The sequence below is a fragment of the Streptomyces sp. NBC_01363 genome, assembly GCF_026340595.1.
In the GTDB taxonomy this organism is placed as follows: Bacteria; Actinomycetota; Actinomycetes; order Streptomycetales; family Streptomycetaceae; genus Streptomyces.
Map to the genome: position 1 here is coordinate 4,416,637 of NZ_JAPEPF010000001.1, position 19,976 is coordinate 4,436,612.

The following is a 19,976-nucleotide window of genomic DNA, read 5'->3' on the forward strand; positions in this document are numbered from 1 at the left end:
GCGGTTGGCAGGGAACCTACGGCGGGTTACACCGTTTGGTCAAGACCCGATTCCGTCGGAATGCGATGTGTCGGTGTCGGACGAAGCGCCGTCCGAGTCCTCGACCCAGCCGAGCGAGAGGCTGATCCGGCGGGCCGCGTCCCGCACCTGGCCGCCCAGTTCCTGGTAGCGCCAGGCCGGCAGGCCGAGTTTGAGGCCGGTGATGGAGACCGCCCCGGCACACACCGAACGGTCGTCGAAGACCGGCGCGCCGATGCAGATGATGCCCTCGGCGTCCTCCTCGTCGTCCAGGGCGTAGCCGACCCGGGCGATGTCGCGCAGATGCGACAGGAAGGTCGCCGGGTCGGTGATCGTGCGGGAGGTGCGCCGGGGCAGCCCGAACCGCTCGACGACCGCGGCCGCCTCGTCCGGCGGCACGGCGGAGAGCAGCGCCTTGCCCAGGCCCGTGCAGTGCGGCAGCTCGCGCTGCCCCATCCGCAGATCGAGCCGGACGCGCTGGTCGAGCTCGACCTGGTCCACGACGACCGCGTGGCCGTCCTCGGGCACGGCGAGCCTGGACGCCATTCCGGTGGCCCGGGTCAGCTCGCGCAGGACCGGGTGGGCGACCCCGCGCAGGGATACCTGGGAGCGGGCCCGGTCACCGAGTCTGGCCAGGCTCATGCCGAGCCGGTAGCGGCGGTTCATGCCCTCGCCGTCGTCCGAGACGAGGCCGTAGGCGCGCAGGGTCTGGAGCATGCCGAAGGCGGCGCTCTTGGAGATGGAGCAGGCCTGGCCGACCTCCGTGACGCTCAGGCCGTTCCCCTGTGCGGGGGCGGCGAGCGCCTCGAGGATGTCCGCTGCCCTGGCCACGCTCTTGACCCAGTACTTCGGTTCTTCTGGGGCAGCACTGTTCGTCATAGCAGAACAGCGTAGTGCCTCGGGGAGGCTCGAACGCGCTTTCTCTGTAAAGAAAGCGCGGAAACGACCCTTCCGGGGTCCGAAAGGGTCTTGACCGGCCCCGGAGCCGCACGTAATATCCAGGCACTGTTCTGCTCTACAGAACAGTGTTCAGAAAAAGTGAACGCACCACCTGAAGCACCACCTCAAGCACCACGGATCATCCTCTTCCTGCGGCGACTGCCGGGCGGATGGCGCCAGGGACTCACGGGCCGGGCAGGGCCTGCGAAGACCGACGACTCTCGACGCAAGGAGCAAGCGATATGAGTTCAGGCCCGGTAGGCAACGAATCCGGAGCCCGACTCGCCGAGCGCGCCCGCCAGGTCGTACCCGGCGGCGTGAACAGCGGTCAGCGCAGTGTTCCCGGACTGACCGACCTGGTCGTCACGGGGACGGACGGCGCACGGTTCCGTACCGCCGACGGACGCGAGTACACCGACTTCCACTCGGCGTTCGGCCCGCCCCTGCTCGGTCACAACGACCCCGACGTGGCCCGCGCCACCGCGGAGGCCGGTGCCACCCTCGGCCACATGGGCGTCGGCGTCACCGAGGGCGAGGTCCTCCTCGCCGAACAGCTCGCCGAGCTGATCCCCTCGATCGAGAAGGTGCTGCTCACCAGCACCGGCAGCGAGGCCACGTTCCACGCGCTGCGCGTCTCCCGCGCCGCCACCGGCCGTCGCCTGGTCGTCAAGTTCCAGGGCTGCTACCACGGCTGGCACGACGCCGTCAGCCTCAACGTCATCTCCGCACCCGAGAAGGTCGGCGGCCACGACCCGATCTCGACCGGCATCCTGCCCGAGGTCCTCGAAGCCACCCTCGTCCTGCCGTTCAACGACAGCGAGGCCGTGCGCCGCGCCTTCGCCGAGCACGGCTCCGACATCGCCGCCGTGATCGTCGAGCCCGTCCCGCACAACGTCGGGGCGCTCCTGCCGTACCAGGAGTTCCTCACCACGCTGCGCGAGGAGACCACGAAGGCGGGCAGCGTCCTGATCTTCGACGAGGTCATCACCGGCTTCCGCCACGACATCGGCGGCTGGCAGAAGATCTCCGGCGTCACCCCCGACCTCACCACCCTCGGCAAGGCCATCGCCAACGGCGCCCCCGTCGGCGCGATCGGCGGCCGCGCCGACCTGATGGACCTCTTCTCCACCCGCCCCGGCGCCCCCGCCTTCTTCGCCGGCACGTACAACGGCCACCCGTCCGTCGTCGCCGCCGCCCTCGCCACCCTGCGCAAGCTCCGCGAGGAGCCGGTCCACGAGCACGTCTTCCGGCTCGGCGAGCGTGTCCGCACCGAACTGACCGGACTGTACGAGCGCCTCGGCGTCCCCGCGGTCGTCACCGGCTACGGCTCCGTCTTCGTCAGCTACTTCATGCCCGGCGAGGCCCCCCGCACCTACGCGGACCTGCTGAACAACGACGCCTCGCTGTTCGTCGGCTACCGCCGCAAGCTCCTCGACCACGGCCTGTTCGAGCTGCCGCTCAACCTCAAGCGCAGCCACATCAGCTACGCGCACACCGACGCGGACGTGGACCGTCTCGTCGAGGGCACCGAGGCCGCCGTCAAGGCCGTGCTCGCCGACGGCGGCGCCCGCGACCTGGAGAACACCTCCACCATGGGCGGGGCGACCCGCTGATGCTGACTGTCAACCGCACCCGCCCGGCCGGCCCCGCCGGACGGATCACCCGCGTCGAGACCCTGATGCTCGGCACCTCCTGGCGCGACTTCGGCTACGTCCGGGTCCACACCGACGAGGGCCTGTCCGGCATCGGCGAGATCACCCACCCCTACCGCGTCCGCGAGGTCTGCGCGCTGACCGAGGCGCTGGCCCGGCGCCATCTCATCGGCGCCGACCCCTTCGACATCGAGGAGCTCTGGCTCCGCGTCTACCAGGGCGACTTCCTGCGCGGCGGCGACATGGGCGGCGTCGCCCTGTCCGGCCTCGACCAGGCGATGTACGACCTGATGGGCAAGGCGCTCGGCGTCCCCGCGTACCGGCTGACCGGCGGCGCCTGCCGGGACGACGTACGGGTGTACGCCAACGGCTGGTACACCGGCGAACGCGAGCCCGAGACCTTCGCGGCCAAGGCGAAGGAGACCGTGGCGAAGGGCTTCACCGCCCTCAAGTTCGACCCCTTCGGCCCCGGACTGCACGAACTGGAGCGCGCCGAGCTGCGCCGCTCCGTCGACCTCGTGGCCGCCGTACGCGAGGCCATCGGACCGGACGTCGACCTCTTCATCGAGGGCCACGCCCGGTTCGCCATGCCGACCGCCGCCCGACTGGTGCGGGAGCTGGAACCCTTCGACATCGGCTGGTTCGAGGAGCCGATGCCGTGGACCCACATCGAGCGCTACGCGGAACTCCGGCAGCGCGCCGCGTTCCCGATCTCCGGCGGCGAGCACTTCCACAACCGCTACGAGTACAAGCAGCTCTTCGCCACCAACGCGGTCGACATCATCCAGCCCGACCTCTCCATGGCCGGCGGCTTCACCGAGGTCAGGAAGCTCGCCGCGACCGCCGATACCCACGGCATGCTCGTGGCCCCGCACAACTCCAACTCGCCGCTCTGCACCACCGTCTCGGTGCACGCGACGCTCGGAATCCCCAACTTCAAGATCCTCGAAACCTTCGACGGACTCCTTGAGGACTACGTCTTCGACGCGCTCAAGGGCACCCTCCCGATCGTCGACGGCCGCATCGGCCTGCCGACCGCACCGGGCCTCGGTGTCGAGCTCGTCGACGAGGTCTTCGAGGAGCACCCGCCCAGCCACCGCTTCTGGAACATGTTCGCGGACGGCTGGGAGAAGCGGAATCGGACATGATCGTCGACGTCCACTCGCATCTCTTCCGGCACAGCCACGACTTCACCGACCCGTTCAAGTCCGACTCCGCCCGCGCCCACGCGGGCGAGGTCGACCTCACGGTGAAGTGGGAGGAGTACGCCGCCACCGCCCCCGAGGGCACCCGCACGATCGTCGTCGGCGGCAAGGCCCGGCGCAGCGGCCTCTGGGTCGACGACGCCGCCGTCGCCTCGTACACCGCACAGCACCCCGACCGGCTCATCGGCTACCTGTCCCTCGACCCCACCCAGCCCGGCTGGCAGGACGAACTCAGGTACGGCCACCAGGAACTGGGTCTGCGCGGCATCAAACTGATGCCGATGTACGCGGGCTTCGACCCGGCCGCCGAGGAGTACGACGAGCTGTACGCGTACGCCGAACGGCACGGACTCCCGCTGCTCGTGCACACCGGCACCACCTTCGTGTCGAGCGCGCCGCTGGAGTGGGCGATGCCCCGCCACCTGGACGCGGTCGCCATCCGCCACCCGGAACTGCGGATGGTCCTCGCCCACCTCGGCCACCCCTTCGAGGGCGAGTGCATCGCGGTCATCCGCAAGCACCCGCACGTGTACGCGGACATCAGCGCCCTGCACTACCGGCCCTTCCAGCTCTGGCACAGCCTCCGGCTGGTCCAGGACTACGGGGTCTTCGACAAGCTGATGTTCGGCAGCGACTACCCGTTCACGACGGTCGACGACTCGGTGAAGGGGCTGCGGGAGATCGCCCGGATCCCCGGCATCCCCGGACTGCCGCCGCTCGACGCGGACGCGGTGGAGGAGATCATCCACCGGCCGTCGCTGGACCTGCTGGGCCTGAACGGCTGACCCGGCCGTTCCCCCGAACCTGCCGGTACGGTGCCGGGGTCATCCCCCTGTCGCCCGGTACCGACCGGCAGCCGGGCCGCCGCGCCATCACCCATGTGTCCCAGCGCGGCGGCCCGGAACCTTCCGGCGATCAGGACCGGACCCGACCACCCCCTCCGTACTTCTCCGCCTCTCCGTACCTCTCCGCCTGGAGGAACCCCCGCCATGACCGCAGCCGTTCCGCCCCGCGGGACCGACCGCTTCGATCTGACCGGCCGCACCGCGATCGTGACCGGGGCCGCCCGGGGCCTCGGCCGGTCCTTCGCCGTGGGCCTCGCGGAGGCGGGCGCCGATCTGGTCCTCGTCGACCTGCCCGGTGCCGAGGGCGTCGCCGAGACCGCGGCGGCGATCGAGGCACTCGGCCGCGGCTGCCGGACGTACGGACAGGATCTCGCGGACATCGACGCGCTGCCCGGCTTCGTCGACGCCGTACGCGCCGAGGCGGGACCGCTGCACATCCTGGTCAACAACGCGGGCACCGCGGCGCTGGAGCGCTTCAACGAGATCACCCCCGCGAGCTGGTCGCACATCATGCGGGTCAATGTCGACGCCGTCTTCTTCCTCAGCCAGCGCATCGCCGAACACATGACGGCGGACTCGGTCGCGGGCCGCATCATCACCATCACGTCGAAGAACGCCCTGGTGGCGGAGGCAGGCCTGGCCCACTACAACGCCTCCAAGGCCGCCGCCCAACTGCTCACCGAGACCCTGGCGGTCGAACTCGCCCCGCACGGCATCACTGCCAACACCCTCGCCCCCGGCATGGTCGAGACACCCATCGACGGCGAATTCCCCTTCGACCGGGAGGCCTTCGAATCCGCCTACCGCGAGCGCATCCCGCTCGGCAGGTACGCGCAGCCCGACGAGTGCGTCGGTGCGCTGCTGCTGCTGGCCTCGGACGCCGGGGCGTATCTCACCGGGGCACGCATCGTCGTCGACGGGGGAGTGCTGGCCGACCAGATGCCGCGTATGCGCTTCATGCCGCCGTACCGCAACACGATCTGACCGCGACCGACCGGCAGTCGGTTCTCACCGAGCACGCATCGACAACGCGAGGAGCGCCTCCGTCATGTCCGTCAATGCTTCGTCCCCTGCTCCGTCCTCCGCCTCGTCCCGCCGGAATCTGTTGCGGGCTTCGGGTCTGGCCGGTCTGGTCATGGCCGGTTCGGCCGTGGCCGCCGGTTCCGCGCAGGCCGCACCCTCGCACACCGGCGACGTGCTCCGCGTCGACACGGTCGACGCACTGCGCGCCCTGAACACCAAGCCGCTCGATGACGGCACCCAGGTCCTGATCGCCGGCTACCGCACCCCCGGCGACGGCGGCTCCATGGCCGTGCGCTGGCACAGGAAGTCCGACGCCGCGCACAACGGCGGCACCGTCATCGCCCCCGCCAGGAACGGCACCGGCCGCTGGCACCAGCTCCACACCGGAACCCTCGACTTCCGCACCTTCGGCCACTTCGACGCGAAGACCCCCGCCGACGCCGCCCTCGACGCCATGATCGCCGACAACAGCGTCCACCGCATCGAAGCCCACACCGACCTCCTCTTCACCGAACGCCACCTCTTCAACCGCTCCAACATCGAACTCGACTTCGGCGGCCACCGCATACGCACCGAAGGCATCGAGAAGAACACCCACGACAACCCCTTCGGCGCCGTCCTCTCCTTCCGCGGCACCGTCACCGACACCACCGTCAGGCACGCGCTCTCCGGCAAGGTCATCGAGCTCACCGACACCTTCCCGGTCCCCGACGCCAAGGCGTTCGAGGTCGGTCAGTGGTGGGCCGTGCAGGTCGACCCGGTCGCGGGCGGCGGCGGTGACGAGCGCGAACTGCAGAAGCTGGTCGAGATCACCGAGATCGTCGACGCGGGACACATCCGGATCGGCTACCTCAACGGCTGGGAACTCGCCGCGGGCCGCAACCTCACCTGGACCCGCGTCGAACCGGTCCGCAACACGCACATCCGCAACATGGCCTTCGAAGGCGCCGGCCCCGACGAGTACACCGGCTCGCACCCCGTCAGCTTCGAGTACGCGGTGGGCTGCGACGTCTCCGGGATCCATGCCACCGGCACCTTCTGGCCGGTCATCATGCGCCGCTGGTGCACCCGTTTCCGTACCGAGGAGTGCTCGCTGAAGAACCCGCCCACCGTCGAGTACGGCGGCGCGGGCTATCTCACCCAGCAGATCTACTGCCTGTACGGGCGGGTCGCGGACTGCACCACCAGCAATGTGCGCCACCTCAACGACCTCACCGCCTCCGCCTACTGCACCGTCGTGAACTGCCACGGCGACGGCGACGACGCGGGCGGCAACCCCTTCACGACGCACGGGCAGTACGAGCACGATCTGCTCTTCGACGGCAACTCCGGACTGATGGACATCGCCAACTCCGGTGCACAGTGGGGGATTTCCGCGAAGCGGATCACCGTACGCAGGCATGTCTGCTCCTGGTTCACCGCCAACACCAAGATCACCGATCTGACCCTCGAGGACATCACGGTGATCGCACGCCCCACCTTCGACCAGGCCGGCACCCTCACCGTCAACGCCGACGGCGCCCAGGTGCGCGGCTGCACCGCGAAGACCTTCGCCGTCGCCCAGCGTTCCGCCCGCTCCACCCGGCCGACCACCATCAGCGACTGCTCCTTCGAGCCGCCCGCGGGCGCCGTCCTCGTACAGACCCCGGTCACCGCGCCGGTGCACTTCGTACGCTGCACGTTCAAAGGCGTCGACGGCGCGATCCTGCGCGGGGCGGGGCCCGTCCACTTCACCGACTGCACCGTCACCGGCGCCGAGAACGCGGCCCCGCTCTCGGTCGGATCCGCGGATCTGCGGATCGACGGCGGCAGTTACGACAACACCGGCATCGAACTCAGCGCCGTGCGCGACCAGCGGATCACCGTCACCGGCGGCGCCCGTCTCACCGGCAGCAACAAGGCCAAGGCGCTGCTCGGCCGTGCGTCCGGACCGGGGAAGGTGACCTGGGACATCAGCGCGCTCAGCAGCGCCGCCTCCGACGCGGACACCGCCCATGTCCGCATCGATGACGGCACCAACCATTACGCGGCCACCGGGAGCCGCTTCACCGGTGGCACGCTCCACCTCGCCCCCGGTGCGCTGGACTCGGTCCTGCACACCTCGTGCGTGGAGGACGGGACGAAGCGCGGCGCGATGCCCGCGAACAGCGACAAGGTGCGCACGGACGGGAACCTGACCCTGTGACCGCCGTCATCCGGACCGCGACGGCGGCCGACGACCCGGCCCTGGCCGCCCTGTGGCAGCGGTGCTTCGACGCCCCGCAGATCGTCGCCCTGCACGCCCTCGACCCGGACCGCCACCGGCACACCTTCGTCGCGCAGAACGCCTCGGGGGACGGGATCGACGCGGTCGTCGTCTACGTACCGAGGCTGATCCGCGACGCGGACGGCACCCCGCGGCGGGTCGGCGGCATCGGCAGCGTCGCCACCCGTCCCGAGGCGCGGGGACAGGGGCTGGTGCGGCGGCTGCTGGTGGCGGCGGAGCACACCATGAGGGCCGAACAGTGCGCCTGGTCGCTGCTGTTCACCGGGACTCCCGGCGTCTACCGGGGCTCGGGATGGGAGGAGTTCGAGAGCACGTACACCGAGGGGGCGCTCGCGCCCTCGCCCGCCGCCGGGACGTACCGGATCCGCGAGGCCACCGCGCGGGACGCCGCCGAGGTGGCCGCGCTGCACCACGCGTACAACGCGAACCGGCCGCTCAGCTCGTTGCGGGCGCCGGAGGACTGGGCGGTGCGGGTGCCCGCCTGGTACGGCCCGCTCGAACGGTCGCTCGTGGCCGAGGACCCCGGATCGGGAGCGCTCGTCGGCTGGATGGTGGCCCAGTACGAGGGGGAGTGCGTGGAGGTGCGCGAATTCGCGGGCGCCCCCGAATGTCTGGGCGAGCTGTTCGCGGCCGTCGGCGAGCGGGGCCGGGCGGCGGGCCTGGGCCGGGCCCGGGTCCGGCTCCCCGACGCTCCCGGAGTCCGGGCGGCGCTGCCGTTCCTGCTGGCGGACGCCCGGCCGGTGGCGGAACAGGTGGGCATGGCACGCCCGCTGCACGCCTCCGCGGACGCCGTCCGGGCCACGGTTTCGGCACCCGGTGCCGTCCACTGGTACGGCGACTGCTTCTGAGGGCCGGGCGGGGCGCCGTCAGCGATGCGGAGTGAGCAGACAGCGCCCCACCAGCCCCGCTCCCGCGTCCATCCGCTTTCTGAACTCCTCGGCCAGCAGCGGCACATCACGCAGCCGCCACAGCACCAGCGCCGCCGACCAGGCCGCCTCACGGGCCCGCTCCAGACTCCACGAGCCGAGCAGATGGGTGAGCGGGTCCGCGAGTTCCAGCAGATCGGGGCCCGGCATCAGATCCTCGCGGATCCGCTCCTCCAGCATCACGAGGAGATCGCCCACCCGGTCGAACTCGTCCTCCAGGGCCGGCGGGGCGCAGCCGAGCGTGCGACAGGCGTCCACGACGGCGAGCGGCAGATCGTGGCCGATGTGCGCGTTGATGCCGGCCAGCGCGAACTGCAGCGGCCGTACGCCGGGATGGTGCCGGTACTGGAAGAGCGGACGCCAGCAGTCGGGCGGCGGGTGCCCCGCCGCCGCAGCGTCGACCGCCGACAGGTAGCGCTCGGCGAACCGCACGTCCAGCGCGGCGGCGGCCCGCCGGTCCGGGAACGCACCGTCGTCGATCTGTTGCCGGACGGTCTCGGTGACCGTCAGATAGACGCGGTTGAAGACCTCCACCCCGTCCTCGGCGCCGTCCACCGGCGGCCAGGCGGAACGGAACGCGCGCATCCGCTCGATCACGGAGGCGATGTCGGGGACGGAGCTGTGCGACTGCTCGAACTGAGCCATGGGGGCAGCGTCCCAGCCGCGGGACCGGGACGGCGCCGACGGACCCAGGGTTCATCGGAACGGGGGAACAGCCGCGACACGTGCCGGCTGTGCGGCGGCCGAGCCCACCATTCCGGTATGGCCGAGCTCACCCTTCCGGTACTGCGGAACAGCCCTTACGCCTCGTCCTTCGACGGCCCTTCGTCGTACGCCGAGGTGCCCGAGTCCAGCAGGGGCTCCTGGGTCTTGAGGTGTGCCGGGGCGAAGGCGCGCAGCACGTGATAGCCGGTGATCACCACGATGGTGCCCAGCGCGATCCCGCTCAGCTCGAAGTTGTCGGTGATCTTCAGGCTGACCCCGCCGACGCCGATGATGATGCCCGCGGCGGTCGGCACCAGGTTCAGCGGGTTGCGCAGGTCGACCTTGGCATTCAGCCAGATCTGGGCGCCGAGGAGGCCGATCATGCCGTAGAGGATGACGGTGATGCCGCCGAGCACACCGCCGGGGATGGCGGCGACGACCGCGCCGAACTTGGGGCAGAGGCCGAAGAGCAGGGCGAAGCAGGCGGCGGCCCAGTACGCGGCGGTGGAGTAGACCCGGGTCGCGGCCATCACGCCGATGTTCTCCGAGTACGTGGTGTTCGGCGGACCGCCCACCGCGGTCGACAGCATCGACGCGGCACCGTCGGCGGCGATCGCGGTGCCCAGCTTGTCGTCCAGCGAGGAGCCGGTCATCTCGCCGACGGCCTTCACATGCCCGGCGTTCTCCGCGATCAGCGCGATGACCACCGGCAGCGCGACCAGGATCGCCGACCACTCGAAGCTCGGCGCGTGGAAGGAGGGCAGCCCGATCCAGTCGGCCTTGGCCACGCCCGACAGGTCGAGTCGCCAGTGGTCCACGGCCCCGGCGCCGCCGGCCGGGGAGTGGATCTTGCCGAAGATCCGGTCGAGGACCCAGGAGAGCGCGTACCCGAAGACCAGGCCGAGGAAGATCGCGATGCGCGAGAGGAAACCGCGCAGGCACACTACGGCCAGTCCGGTGAACAGCATCACCAGCAGCGCCGTCCACTGGTCCTGCGGCCAGTACGTCGACGCGGTCACCGGAGCCAGGTTGAAACCGATCAGCATGACGACGGCACCGGTGACGACCGGCGGCATGGCCGCGTGGATGATCCGGGCGCCGAAGCGCTGCACGGCGAGACCGGCGAGGAAGAGCGCCACACCGACGACGAAGACCGCGCCGGTGACCACCGCGCTGCTGCCGCCGCTCGCCCGGATCGTCGCGGCGACCCCGACGAAGGAGAGCGAGCAGCCGAGGTAGCTGGGTACCTGGCCGCGCGTGGCCAGCAGGAAGATGGCCGTCGCGACACCCGACATCATGATCGCCAGGTTCGGGTCCAGGCCCATCAGCACCGGAGCGACGAATGTCGTGCCGCCCTTTCCATGATGAGATGCCGTCGCCGGCGCGGTCACAGGACCGGGAACGTGGGAGGGAACGACGATGGCAGGCACCGAAAAGGGGTGTGCGCGACGAGCGCTGATCTACATCCGGGTCAGTACGGCCAGGGACGACATGATCAGCCCGGAGCTGCAGCAGTACCAGGGCGAGACGCTTGCCGCCAAGGAGGGCATGCAGTTGGTGGGGAAGCCCATCATGGACCTGGGCAAGACAGGGCGCTCCTTCGGCGAACGTCAGATATCCAAGATCATCGGGATGGCTGAGCGAGAGGAATTCGACGTCCTCATCCTGTGGGTCTGGTCGCGCTTCGGCCGGAACATGAAGGACTCCCTGACCAACCTTGACCGGCTCACCGAGCTGGGTATCGAAGTCCGCGCGGTCAAGGAGGACTTCGATGGGCGGACGAACATCGGCCGCTTCGCGATCCGGCAGATGCTCAACATCGCTGAGCTGTTCAGCGACGTTCATCCGTACCTCTGCGCATACGTGAGTACGCCGACACCTCCGCTTGCGCCGAGAGCACGGCACGAGGTTGAACGGCTCGTGAACGCCCCCCGGCTCACCTCCGCTCACTTCGGCGCGCGCGGAGAGCACGCGATCGTCTTGTCGTTCGCACCCCGTACCGAAGCATTGGATTTCGCAGGCGCACACGAGAGTGCCGACGCCATAACGGCGGGTTAAGGCGGCTTGGGATGCTCCCAGCGGTCCGGTTCCCAACGGGAACCCGGCCGTTCCGGCATCCCGTTTCCCTGGAGGAATCCATGCGCCGCTTCACCGCACCGCTGGCCGCCGTCGCCCTCACCCTGCCCGCTCTGTTCCTGTCGGCCACCGACGCCTCGGCCGCCCCGGCGGACAAGGGCCAGGTGCTGAGCTCCTGGACGCAGACGTCCGCAAGCAGCTACAACGCGTGGAACGCCGCCCGGGCGAACCAGGCCAACTGGAGTGCGTACGGCTTCGACTGGTCCACGGACTACTGCTCCACCTCCCCGGACAACCCCTTCGGCTTCCCCTTCAAGAACGCCTGTGCGCGCCACGACTTCGGCTACCGCAACTACAAGGCGGCCGGCACCTTCGACGCCAACAAGGCCCGCCTCGACAGCGCCTTCTACGAGGATCTGAAGCGGGTCTGCGACGGCTACTCCGGCGTGTCCGGCACCGCCTGCGACGGCACGGCCTGGACGTACTACCAGGCGGTCTCCGTGTTCGGCTACACGAAGGCCGTGGACGGTTCGGCCACCGCCTGACCCTTCCGCGTCTCCGGTACCCGGCCCGGGCATCCCCGACGTGGGGCGTGCCCGGGCATCGGGCTCCGCGGAACCTCAGGCGGAACGCACCGCGCTCCGCTCCGGGCAGGGGAGCCGCGCCCAGACCCGGCCCACTTCGCGCACCGCGTCGACCAGCGCGGACGTGGGTACCCCGGCATAGCCGACCACCAGGGCGGGATCGCGCCGTTTCCCCGGCAGCGTGGTGAACTCCCCGCCCCCGCGCACCAGTACGGAGCTGTTCAGGGCGCCCGCCACCAGCAGCGCCTCGTCGGTGTGCGCGGGCAACCGCAGACAGGCGTGCAGCCCCGCCGACGAACCGAGCACCACCGTGCCCGGCAGATGACGCTGGACCGCCTGGCCGAGTGCCTCCCGGCGCCCGCGGTAACGCGCCCTGAGCCGGCGCAGATGGCGGTCGAGGCCGCCGCCGCGCAGCAGCTCCGCGAAGGCCAGCTGGCTCAGACTCTCCGAGCCCAGGTCGCGTTTGCTGCGCACCTGTTCCAGCGCGGTGAACACGGCGGGCGGTGCGGCGAGCCAGCCGAGCCGCAGCGCGGGGGCCAGCGCCTTGCTGGCCGTGCCCGCGTAGACGACCCGGTCCGGGGCGAGCCGCTGCAGGGCCAGCGGGGGAGGCCGGCGCTCCAGCCAGAAGTCTCCGTCGTAGTCGTCCTCGATGAGATAACCACGGGTCTGCCGCGCCCAGTTCACCAGCATCGCGCGGCGCTGCGCCGACAGCGTCACACCCGTGGGGAACTGGTGGAACGGAGTCACCACGACCGCGCGCACTCCCGTGCGCGCCAGTGCCTGGACGTCGATGCCCTCGGCGTCGACGGGCACCGGCACGGGGGAGAGCCCCGCCTCCTCGATGAACCACTGCTGGCGCACCAGCCCCGGATCCTCCACTGCTACCGTGCCGATGCCGATGCGGGGCAGCGCCGAGCAGAGCAGCGCGAGACCGTGGGCGAACCCCTGCACGACCATGATCTCGTCGGGGGCGGTACGCACGCCGCGCACCCGGGCCAGATACCGGGTCAGCTCCTCGCGCAGCTCCCTGGCCCCGGACAGCGGGGGATAGCCGAGCTCGCTGCGGCCCACGGACCGCAGTGCCTTCTGGTACGCCCCCGACCACTCGCGGTGCGGGAAGTGCGCGGCCACGGCGCCGCCGGTGCGCAGGTCCCAGCGCACCGCGGGCACCCGCCCCTCGTCGAGGAGTGTCGGCACGACCGGGACGGGTGCGAGATGCCCCGCCACCCGGGTGCCCGACCCCTGCACCGCCTCCAGATACCCCTCGGCTATCAACTGCCCGTACGCCTCCACCACCACGCTCCGGGAGACGCGCAGATCGTCCGCGAGTGCCCGGCTGGAGGGGAGCCGGGTACCGGGACGCAGCACCCCCTCGGCGATCTCCCGCTTCACCGCCGCCTGGATCTGGCCGGTCAGCGGCTGCGGTGAGTGCCGCGATACCTCGATGGAGGCGAGCCACACCATCGACAACTCCTCTTTCCAGGGGGGGGCGATATGCGGATGGGGCAGTGGGGGAGGAGGCTCAGCGGCGCGTGGGCCGGGCGAGCCCCGACAGCCGCAGGATCAGGTCCTTCACCTCCGTGACATGGATCCGCTCCCGCTCCTCGGCGGGGTCGGAGCAGAGCAGTACGGGGGCGTCGCGCGGATCGTCGGGCAGCCGGCCGTGGGTGCCGCGGACCACCGAGGCGTCCAGCGGCACCACCGTCATCGGGGCCCGCATCCCGGCCCGCTTGCGCAGCAGGGCGAAAGCGGCCCGTCCCCTGCCCCAGCGGTCGTGCGGATCGAAGAAGAGCTCCGCCGGGTCGTAGCCCGGCTTGCGGTGGATCTCCACGCCCCGCGCGAAGTCGGGCGCCCGCGCGTCGTCGAGCCAGTAGTAGTACGTGAACCAGGCGTCCGGCTCCGCGACCGCGACGAGTTCCCCCGACCGTTCGTGACCGGCGCCGAGTGCCAGCTGTCCGCGGCGGTCCAGCACCTCCGCCACGCCCGGCAGTTCGCTCAGCACGGCGCGCACCCCGGGCAGGTCCGCCGGATCGGCGACGTACACCTGTGCCACCTGGTGGTCGGACACGGCGAACGCACGGGAGGTGTGCGGGTCCAGGTACTCCATCCCGCGCTGCGCGTACACCGAGAGCAGGCCCGCACGCCGCAGGGCCCGGTTGATGTCGACCGGACGGCGGGCGGCCGTGATCCCGTACTCGCTCAGCGCGAGGACGGTCGTGCCCCGCTCCCGCAGCTCGCGCAGCAGCGGGGCGAGCGCGGCGTCCGCCATGCGGGCCGCACGGATCGCCTCGGGCCCGTCGGGCCCGTATCGCTGCAGGTCGTAGTCGAGGTGCGGGACGTAGACGAACGAGAGGTCTGGCGCGACGGTGCGGACCACCATCCGCGCGGCGTCCAGGATCCACTCGGTGCCGGAGATGCCCGCCGCCGGACCCCAGTACCGGAACAGCGGGAAGGGACCGAGCGCGTCGGTGAGCGCGTCCCGCAGCCCTGCGGGACGGGTGTAGCAGTCCGGTTCCTTGCGGCCGTCGTAGCGGTAGACCGGGCGCGGGGTCAGCACCGTGTCGACGTCGGCCCCCATGGCGTACCACCAGCACAGATAGGCGCTGCGGTGGGTGGGGTCGAGGTTGCGTGCGGCCTGCCACACCTTCTCGCCCGTCACCAGCCCGTTGTGCTGCCCCCAGAACTGCACCTCCCCGCGGTCGCGCGCGTACCAGCCGTTGGCGACGGCGCCGTGGTCCCGGGGCGTCAGCCCGGTGATGATGCTGGCCTGCACGGTGGAGGTCACCGCGGGGAAGACCGTCGTCAGCGGGGCGCTGAAGCCCTCCTCGCCGATCGCCCTCAGATGGGGCATGTGGGGGAGCAATCGGGGGGTGACCCCTACGGTGCACAGCACGACCACGGATCCGCGGGTGCTCATCGACGTGCCTCCTTCAGTCCGAGGTCGAGGAACTCCCCGCTCATCCAGTCGAGTTCGGCGGCGATCCCGGCCGCCAGCGGGGACGGACCCGAGGGGCGCCGCCCGGGCGGCAGCACGTTCCAGGTGTACGTCTCGACCTCGACGTGGTCCGTGCCGGCGGCCGCTGCGCCGAACAGTCCGGCCAGCGTGTCCCGCAGGACCTGACGGGTGGAGCCGATGGGCGGCGGGGGAGTGGCGTGCAGCGGAATGTGGAAGTGCACGCGCCAGGGAGCGTCGCCCGGCAGCCCGTCCGGCCCGAGCGCCTCGTCGAGATCGTCCCGGGACAGCGGCAGACCGGTCGCCGCTTCCCGGGTCTGGTGCAGGAACCGGGGCTCGTCGAAATCCGCGAGCGCGGCCGCCGTGCCGGGAGCCCGGGGCGACGGCACGTGCAGGGCGCAGGAGGCCTGGAGCTTCACGACGGGCACACCGGCCGCGGCCAGCGCCTTCAGCGCGGCGGCCGGATCCTCGAAGGCCACGGCGAGATGACAGGTGTCCAGACACACGCCCAGCAGACCGGGGGAGCGGCCGGCCAGCAGTTCAACGGCGTGCTCCGTGCGCTCGACGATACAGCCCGGCTCGGGCTCGAAGCCGACCCGCACCGGTCGGCCCTCCTCGGCCGCCACCGCCTCCAGCCCCTCGGCCAGCCGGTCGAGGGCGGCGTCGGCGGCGGACTGTTTCCGCGAGGACCACCAGGGGCGCCAGCCCAGGGGCAGCGTGGAGATGCTGCCCCGGGCGGCGTCGTCCGGCAGCAGCCGGGCGAGGATCCGTGCCAGGTCGAGGGTGTAGCGAAGCCGCTCGGGGTCGGCCCAGTCGGGCCGGTAGACGTCCCGCTTGACCCGGGGCGCGTGGAAGGCCTCGTAGGGGAAGGCGTTGAGCGAGACCGCCTCCAGGCCGCGCGTGGCGAGTGCGCGGCGAAGCCGGCCGGTGGCGGCCGGATCGGCCGACAGCTCGGAGGCCGCCCGCCGGGGGAGCCACAGCCCCACCCCGAGCCGGTCCGCCGACAGCCGTTCCCGGACCGGCACCGCCCATCGGTCCAGCTGCGCCACGATCCCGTCGAGCGACTCGGCGGGGTGCACATTGGTGCAGTACGACAGGTGAACGGTGCTGCCGTCGGCGTGTGAGAAGCGCATACCGGTCCTCAACTCGATCCGCGGGCGATGGAGTTGCCCTCATGGGTGTCGGTGCCGGCCGGGTGCCCCGGCTCCAGGACCGGCCGAAGCCGTCCGCTCTGGCCGTAGAAGGCGACGGGGTTGCGCCACAGCACCCGGTCGACGGTGTCCGCGTCGAACCCGGCGGCGAGCATTGCGTCCCCCGTCGCCCGGGTGAGCAGGGGGTCGCTGTGCCCCCAGTCGGCCGCCGAGTTCACCAGCACGCGCTCCGGGCCGTACTCCTGGAGGATGCGCACCATGCGGATCGGATCCATTTTCGTGTCCGGATAGACCGAGAACCCCATCCAGTAGCCGGTGCCCGCGACCTGACCGACCGTCACCTCATTGAGGTGGTCCAGGACGACCAGGCCGGGATCGATGCCGGACGCGGCGATCACGTCGAGGGAACGCGCCGTGCCCGCCGCCTTGTCGCGGTGCGGGGTGTGCACCAGGGCCGGCAGCCCGTGCTCGGCCGCGAGGGCGAGCTGGAGCGCGAACGCCCGTTCCTCCTCGGGCGTCCCGGAGTCGAAGCCGATCTCCCCGACGGCCACGACCGCGTCCTTCGCCAGATACCGGGGAAGAACATCCAGGACGGGCACGCAGCGGGGGTCGTTGGCCTCCTTGGGGTTGAGCGCGAGCGCACAGTGGTGGGCGATCCCGAAGCGGGCGGCCCGGTAGGGCTCCCAGCCGATCAGGGAGTCGAAGTAGTCGGTGAAGCTGCTCACCCCGGTGCGGGGCTGGCCCAGCCAGAATGCGGGCTCCACCACGCAGCGCACCCCGGCGGCGTGCATCGCGCGGTAGTCGTCCGTGGTCCGGGACATCATATGGATGTGCGGGTCGAGGATCTGCATCAGGCGCCTTTCGTCGGCGGGTCGGCACAGGCGGCCGCGAGCAGGGCCACGGCGTCGGGCGGCACGGGCCGCCCGGCCGCCCGCCGCTCCCGCACGAGGTCCTCCAGCATCGTCAGCAGCGTGGCGTCGCAGCTGCTTCGGAGGCCGGCGACGGCGGTCAGCGGAACGCCCGTGAACAGGCACGTGAGTACGGCGTGACGCCACAGCGGCGCACCCAGGTGGGCCTGCGCGTACGGTCCGACGGCGGCCTCGACCAGCCGGTGGTCGTGGCTGCGCAGCGCGTCCTCGGTCAGCTCGACCGCGTCCGGGCCGAGGCCCAGCAGCGGCAGTGCCCGCAGGACGGAACGGCGTTCGGCCGCGTCGCCGTACCGGTAGCAGGTCAGGGTCCCGGCGAGCCGGCGGCCTTCGTCCAGGGGGACGGCGAGCAGCAGGAACACCCGGGCCGCGTCCGCCGCGGTCCACCCCGCGGGTACGGCCGGCCGGCCGGTGCCGCAGGCCCGTCCTGCGGCCGGGAACAGCGCGGCGAGCGCCCCGGCCGATGCCGCGGTCCGTTCCTCGGCCGAGCGCAGCCAGCGGGAGCCGGCCGGGGTGAGCACGTCGTCCAGAGCGGCCCGCAGGGCGGCGGGGGTCGGCGTCGGGTCCGGCGCCGTCACGTCGGGGACACCCGTCGGGACAGGCGCCGGGCCAGTGGCAGCGCGGCGGACAGCAGGAGGGCGGGCAGCGGTGCGCCCGAACGGGCGACGAGAGCGGCCTGGAGCGGGACCATGGAGTGGATGCCCGCACCGACGGCGGAGCGGATCCGCTCCGCCGTCGGCTGCCGTACGGCCGCGGCCTGCGGTCCGCCGAAGCGGTACGCGTACCAGCCCGCGAGCCCGGCCCGGAGCGCGAGGGCGGACCGCTCGTCCCGGCCGCGCGGCGGAACCACGACCGTGGCGCAGACCACGGCGGTGGCCGCGAGCGTCGCACGCGGCAGGGCCGCCTTCGCCCCGTAAACCTCGTCCCGGCTGAGCCGTGTCACGACGGCGGTGTGGGCGGCCATCGTCGCGGCCGGGCCGAACGCACGGGCCATGGACCCGCTGCCCGCCGTGGCGCCCAGCAGGACGTCGAGCCCGCGTGCGGTGGCCATGGCCACCGGACCCCAGGGGCCCCGCTTCAGCTTCAGGTCGTACGCCCAGACGGTGGCGGCGAGGGGCACCGCGACCGCGAGCGAGCGGCGTCCGCCGCTCAGCGCCGCCAGGCCCAGCCCCGCCGCGGTGCCGCACACCGCGACGGCCAGGGCGGTCCCCGCACCCGTGCGGCCCGACGGAATGGGACGGTGGGACCGCTCATAGGCGTCGACGGTCCGGTCGGCGTAGTCATTGAGCGCCATGCCCGCCCAGTACAGACAGACCGACGCCGCGGCCAGCCCGGCGGCCGCGGGACGCAGCGGGATTCGCGCGGCCGCCGCCCCCGCCAGCGTGTCGCCGGGCACCGTCAACGCGGCCGGTGCGCGCACGAGTTCGTACAGCGCCCCGGGCATCAGGACCCCACTGATTCCGCCCAGCCGAGCAGGGCCCGGTACTGCGCGTCGAGTCCGTGCTCCGCGGGTGTGTGCGCGCCACCCGGCGCGGTGGCGGCCGCCGGGACAGGGTCCTTGAAGAAGAAGCCGAACTGGGTCTGCGGTCCGCTCGCGCCCGACCGGCACGCCAGCGCCATCAGCCGGACCAGGTCGAGCACCAGGGGCGCGGCGAGCGCCGAGTCGCACCCCTGCCAGGTGAACTGCATCGTCATCCGCACGCCGAGGAAGCCCTCGAAGCCGATGTGGTCCCACGCGGTCTTCCACTCCCCGAGCCCGGGGACATCGTCGATGTGTGTCTCGCCCTCCACGTCGTGTCCGAGAATCCCCTCGACCACCTGGCTCTTGGACCGCGTCTTGCTGCGGGCGGCCTCCGGGTCCCGCAGCGTCGCACCGTCGCCACCGCCCAGCAGATTCGTGCCCGACCAGGACCGCACCCGCAGCGCCCGCTGCGCGAACATGGGTGCCAGGACGCTCTTGACCAGCGTCTCTCCCGTCTTCCCGTCACGCCCCGCGTGGGGCAGGCCGCGGGCGGCGGCGAGCGATTCGAGCGCCGGCAGCCGGATGCCGGTGGACGGGGTGAAGTCCACGTACGCGCAGTCGGCCATCAGGGCCGCGTACGCGTACAGGGAGCTCTGCGGCAGGACGTCCGCCCGCCGCTCCAGCGCGTGCGTCAGTTCCTCGGGGGTGGTGGGCAACGAGGCCGTTTCCACGGGCGGTTCGGTCGAGGAGAGGTTGACCACCACCACGGTGTCCAGGCCATTGCGCTCGCGGAAGGAGACCAGGTCGGCCGTGAGCGCGTCGGCGTGACGCATCTGCACAGCGCCGGCCGCCGCCGGGCCGGCGGGGCGCAACTCCCGGTCCGCGGCGTCGAGTGCCGGGCCGATCCGGGCCGTCGGCCCGGCCGGCAGTACGCCGCCCGCGACGAGCTGTTCGACCCGCTTGCGCAGCGGGACGTCCACGATGTCGTGCCCGCCGAAGACGAGTTCGCCGAAGCCGGGAAGCGGAAGCCGGCGCAACGGCTCCGATTCCGTGACACAGCCGTCCGGATCCGCCAGGCCCGCGGCGAGCACCGCGGCACCCGCCACCACGCCGGTGGCCACGGATCCCCGGGCGCCCACCAGCCACACTCCGGTCCTCAGTCCCATGCTTCCGCCTCCAGTCGTCGTCCGTTCCCGGCGCCGCGCACCAGCATGGTCGGCGGCGCTATGGGCCCGGCAACTCGCG

17 protein-coding genes and 1 pseudogene are annotated in these 19,976 nt (G+C 71.8%); 8 read left to right on the plus strand and 10 right to left on the minus strand.

Features of this window, described 5'->3' with window-relative positions; all coding sequences use genetic code 11:
• Positions 1 to 39 precede the first annotated feature (39 nt).
• Positions 40 to 897, minus strand: a complete 858-nt coding sequence (locus OG611_RS20350; protein WP_266422057.1) for an IclR family transcriptional regulator — start codon at positions 895 to 897, stop codon at positions 40 to 42.
• 302 nt (positions 898 to 1,199) lie between these two features.
• Between OG611_RS20350 and OG611_RS20355 the strand changes: the two genes are divergently transcribed.
• The 6 genes from OG611_RS20355 to OG611_RS20380 all read left to right on the plus strand — a co-directional run bounded on the left by OG611_RS20355 (position 1,200) and on the right by OG611_RS20380 (position 8,796).
• Positions 1,200 to 2,570, plus strand: coding sequence for an aspartate aminotransferase family protein (locus OG611_RS20355; protein ID WP_266422060.1), 1,371 nt, complete (start codon positions 1,200 to 1,202; stop codon positions 2,568 to 2,570).
• A complete protein-coding gene (locus tag OG611_RS20360; protein WP_266422063.1) occupies positions 2,570 to 3,757 on the plus strand; it encodes a mandelate racemase/muconate lactonizing enzyme family protein in 1,188 nt (395 codons plus the stop codon). Before OG611_RS20355 ends, OG611_RS20360 begins: the two co-directional genes overlap by 1 nt.
• Positions 3,754 to 4,599 carry an amidohydrolase family protein gene (locus tag OG611_RS20365; protein WP_266422066.1) on the plus strand — a complete coding sequence of 282 codons (846 nt, stop codon included), beginning with the start codon at positions 3,754 to 3,756 and terminating at the stop codon, positions 4,597 to 4,599. Before OG611_RS20360 ends, OG611_RS20365 begins: the two co-directional genes overlap by 4 nt.
• A 204-nt stretch (positions 4,600 to 4,803) precedes the next feature.
• Positions 4,804 to 5,643, plus strand: coding sequence for an SDR family NAD(P)-dependent oxidoreductase (locus tag OG611_RS20370; protein ID WP_266422068.1), 840 nt, complete (start codon positions 4,804 to 4,806; stop codon positions 5,641 to 5,643).
• A 64-nt stretch (positions 5,644 to 5,707) separates the two neighbouring features.
• Complete coding sequence (locus OG611_RS20375) at positions 5,708 to 7,867, plus strand: peptidase C14 (RefSeq protein ID WP_266422070.1); 2,160 nt, start codon at positions 5,708 to 5,710, stop codon at positions 7,865 to 7,867.
• Positions 7,864 to 8,796, plus strand: a complete 933-nt coding sequence (locus tag OG611_RS20380) for a GNAT family N-acetyltransferase (protein WP_266422073.1) — start codon at positions 7,864 to 7,866, stop codon at positions 8,794 to 8,796. Before OG611_RS20375 ends, OG611_RS20380 begins: the two co-directional genes overlap by 4 nt.
• Before the next feature lie 18 nt (positions 8,797 to 8,814).
• Here the strand turns inward: OG611_RS20380 and OG611_RS20385 are convergent, their stop codons facing one another.
• Both OG611_RS20385 and OG611_RS20390 read right to left on the minus strand, forming a co-directional pair.
• On the minus strand, positions 8,815 to 9,519 hold the full coding sequence (locus tag OG611_RS20385) for a DUF5995 family protein (protein ID WP_266422075.1): 705 nt from the start codon (positions 9,517 to 9,519) through the stop codon (positions 8,815 to 8,817).
• A gap of 155 nt (positions 9,520 to 9,674) precedes the next feature.
• A pseudogene (locus OG611_RS20390) lies at positions 9,675 to 10,925 on the minus strand (uracil-xanthine permease family protein); the annotation flags it as partial.
• A gap of 73 nt (positions 10,926 to 10,998) precedes the next feature.
• Between OG611_RS20390 and OG611_RS20395 the strand changes: the two are divergent.
• Both OG611_RS20395 and OG611_RS20400 read left to right on the plus strand, forming a co-directional pair.
• Complete coding sequence (locus OG611_RS20395) at positions 10,999 to 11,637, plus strand: recombinase family protein (protein WP_266422078.1); 639 nt, start codon at positions 10,999 to 11,001, stop codon at positions 11,635 to 11,637.
• 80 nt (positions 11,638 to 11,717) lie between these two features.
• Complete coding sequence (locus OG611_RS20400) at positions 11,718 to 12,200, plus strand: phospholipase (protein ID WP_266422081.1); 483 nt, start codon at positions 11,718 to 11,720, stop codon at positions 12,198 to 12,200.
• Positions 12,201 to 12,275: 75 nt separating this feature from the next.
• Here the strand turns inward: OG611_RS20400 and OG611_RS20405 are convergent, their stop codons facing one another.
• The 7 genes from OG611_RS20405 to OG611_RS20435 are packed head-to-tail and all read right to left on the minus strand — an operon-like array spanning position 12,276 to position 19,897.
• On the minus strand, positions 12,276 to 13,703 hold the full coding sequence (locus tag OG611_RS20405; RefSeq protein WP_266422083.1) for a PLP-dependent aminotransferase family protein: 1,428 nt from the start codon (positions 13,701 to 13,703) through the stop codon (positions 12,276 to 12,278).
• Positions 13,704 to 13,761: 58 nt separating this feature from the next.
• On the minus strand, positions 13,762 to 15,156 hold the full coding sequence (locus OG611_RS20410; protein WP_266422086.1) for a nucleotide pyrophosphatase/phosphodiesterase family protein: 1,395 nt from the start codon (positions 15,154 to 15,156) through the stop codon (positions 13,762 to 13,764).
• Positions 15,153 to 16,325: a metabolite traffic protein EboE gene (gene eboE, locus OG611_RS20415; protein ID WP_266422089.1), complete on the minus strand. Its 1,173-nt coding sequence runs from the start codon at positions 16,323 to 16,325 to the stop codon at positions 15,153 to 15,155. The genes OG611_RS20410 and eboE overlap by 4 nt, the downstream gene beginning before the upstream one ends.
• A gap of 8 nt (positions 16,326 to 16,333) precedes the next feature.
• Positions 16,334 to 17,194 carry a TatD family hydrolase gene (locus tag OG611_RS20420; protein ID WP_266422091.1) on the minus strand — a complete coding sequence of 287 codons (861 nt, stop codon included), beginning with the start codon at positions 17,192 to 17,194 and terminating at the stop codon, positions 16,334 to 16,336.
• Positions 17,194 to 17,847, minus strand: a complete 654-nt coding sequence (locus OG611_RS20425; protein WP_266422094.1) for an EboA domain-containing protein — start codon at positions 17,845 to 17,847, stop codon at positions 17,194 to 17,196. Before OG611_RS20425 ends, OG611_RS20420 begins: the two co-directional genes overlap by 1 nt.
• The gene (locus OG611_RS20430; protein ID WP_266422097.1) at positions 17,844 to 18,713 is read right to left on the minus strand and encodes an SCO3242 family prenyltransferase; all 870 of its coding nucleotides are present in this window, start codon (positions 18,711 to 18,713) and stop codon (positions 17,844 to 17,846) included. Before OG611_RS20430 ends, OG611_RS20425 begins: the two co-directional genes overlap by 4 nt.
• A complete protein-coding gene (locus OG611_RS20435; RefSeq protein WP_266422100.1) occupies positions 18,713 to 19,897 on the minus strand; it encodes an inositol-3-phosphate synthase in 1,185 nt (394 codons plus the stop codon). The genes OG611_RS20430 and OG611_RS20435 overlap by 1 nt, the downstream gene beginning before the upstream one ends.
• Positions 19,898 to 19,976: the final 79 nt, after the last annotated feature.

Excerpts from the sequence above, each read along its gene's own strand:
- OG611_RS20400 (WP_266422081.1), top strand. The coding sequence starts at position 11,718 with ATGCGCCGCTTCACCGCACCGCTGGCCGCCGTCGCCCTCACCCTGCCC.
- OG611_RS20435 (WP_266422100.1), bottom strand. The coding sequence starts at position 19,897 with ATGGGACTGAGGACCGGAGTGTGGCTGGTGGGCGCCCGGGGATCCGTG.
- OG611_RS20410 (WP_266422086.1), bottom strand. The coding sequence starts at position 15,156 with ATGAGCACCCGCGGATCCGTGGTCGTGCTGTGCACCGTAGGGGTCACC.
- OG611_RS20375 (WP_266422070.1), top strand. The coding sequence starts at position 5,708 with ATGTCCGTCAATGCTTCGTCCCCTGCTCCGTCCTCCGCCTCGTCCCGC.
- OG611_RS20430 (WP_266422097.1), bottom strand. The coding sequence starts at position 18,713 with ATGCCCGGGGCGCTGTACGAACTCGTGCGCGCACCGGCCGCGTTGACG.
- OG611_RS20385 (WP_266422075.1), bottom strand. The coding sequence starts at position 9,519 with ATGGCTCAGTTCGAGCAGTCGCACAGCTCCGTCCCCGACATCGCCTCC.
- OG611_RS20360 (WP_266422063.1), top strand. The coding sequence starts at position 2,570 with ATGCTGACTGTCAACCGCACCCGCCCGGCCGGCCCCGCCGGACGGATC.
- OG611_RS20355 (WP_266422060.1), top strand. The coding sequence starts at position 1,200 with ATGAGTTCAGGCCCGGTAGGCAACGAATCCGGAGCCCGACTCGCCGAG.
- OG611_RS20350 (WP_266422057.1), bottom strand. The coding sequence starts at position 897 with ATGACGAACAGTGCTGCCCCAGAAGAACCGAAGTACTGGGTCAAGAGC.
- OG611_RS20365 (WP_266422066.1), top strand. The coding sequence starts at position 3,754 with ATGATCGTCGACGTCCACTCGCATCTCTTCCGGCACAGCCACGACTTC.
- OG611_RS20395 (WP_266422078.1), top strand. The coding sequence starts at position 10,999 with ATGGCAGGCACCGAAAAGGGGTGTGCGCGACGAGCGCTGATCTACATC.
- OG611_RS20420 (WP_266422091.1), bottom strand. The coding sequence starts at position 17,194 with ATGCAGATCCTCGACCCGCACATCCATATGATGTCCCGGACCACGGAC.
- OG611_RS20405 (WP_266422083.1), bottom strand. The coding sequence starts at position 13,703 with ATGGTGTGGCTCGCCTCCATCGAGGTATCGCGGCACTCACCGCAGCCG.
- OG611_RS20370 (WP_266422068.1), top strand. The coding sequence starts at position 4,804 with ATGACCGCAGCCGTTCCGCCCCGCGGGACCGACCGCTTCGATCTGACC.
- eboE (WP_266422089.1), bottom strand. The coding sequence starts at position 16,325 with ATGCGCTTCTCACACGCCGACGGCAGCACCGTTCACCTGTCGTACTGC.